Annotated in this window: 1 protein-coding gene; it reads left to right on the top strand. The window is 65.0% G+C overall.

The window, feature by feature from the left end; translation table 11 throughout:
* The coding region (locus ACR9ZK_RS23215; RefSeq protein WP_481344270.1) for a hypothetical protein at window positions 1-216 on the top strand (216 nt) is incomplete at its 5' end.
* Window positions 217-240: the final 24 nt, after the last annotated feature.

The following is a 240-nucleotide window of genomic DNA, read 5'->3' as shown; positions in this document are numbered from 1 at the left end:
CGTCGGCAGCGTCAGATGTGTATAAGAGACAGGGGTAGGCCGACAGGTAGGACGACACGTACCGGTCGTCGTCGCGCCACAGCGTGGGCAGGGTTCCGGGCGATCAAGAAGGAGGACTCCGCGGCGGCCAAGGTCTCCGAGCACGACCCTGTCTCTTATACACATCTCCGAGCCCACGAGACGGAGCTACATCTGGGGGGGTGGTGTTTGTTTTAGAGGGGGGGGGGGGGGGGGGGGGGG

Source organism: Monashia sp. HAY1-5C (assembly GCF_056755255.1).
Note: the sequence above shows the minus strand (reverse complement) of the source record. Positions and strands in the feature narration are given on the sequence as shown.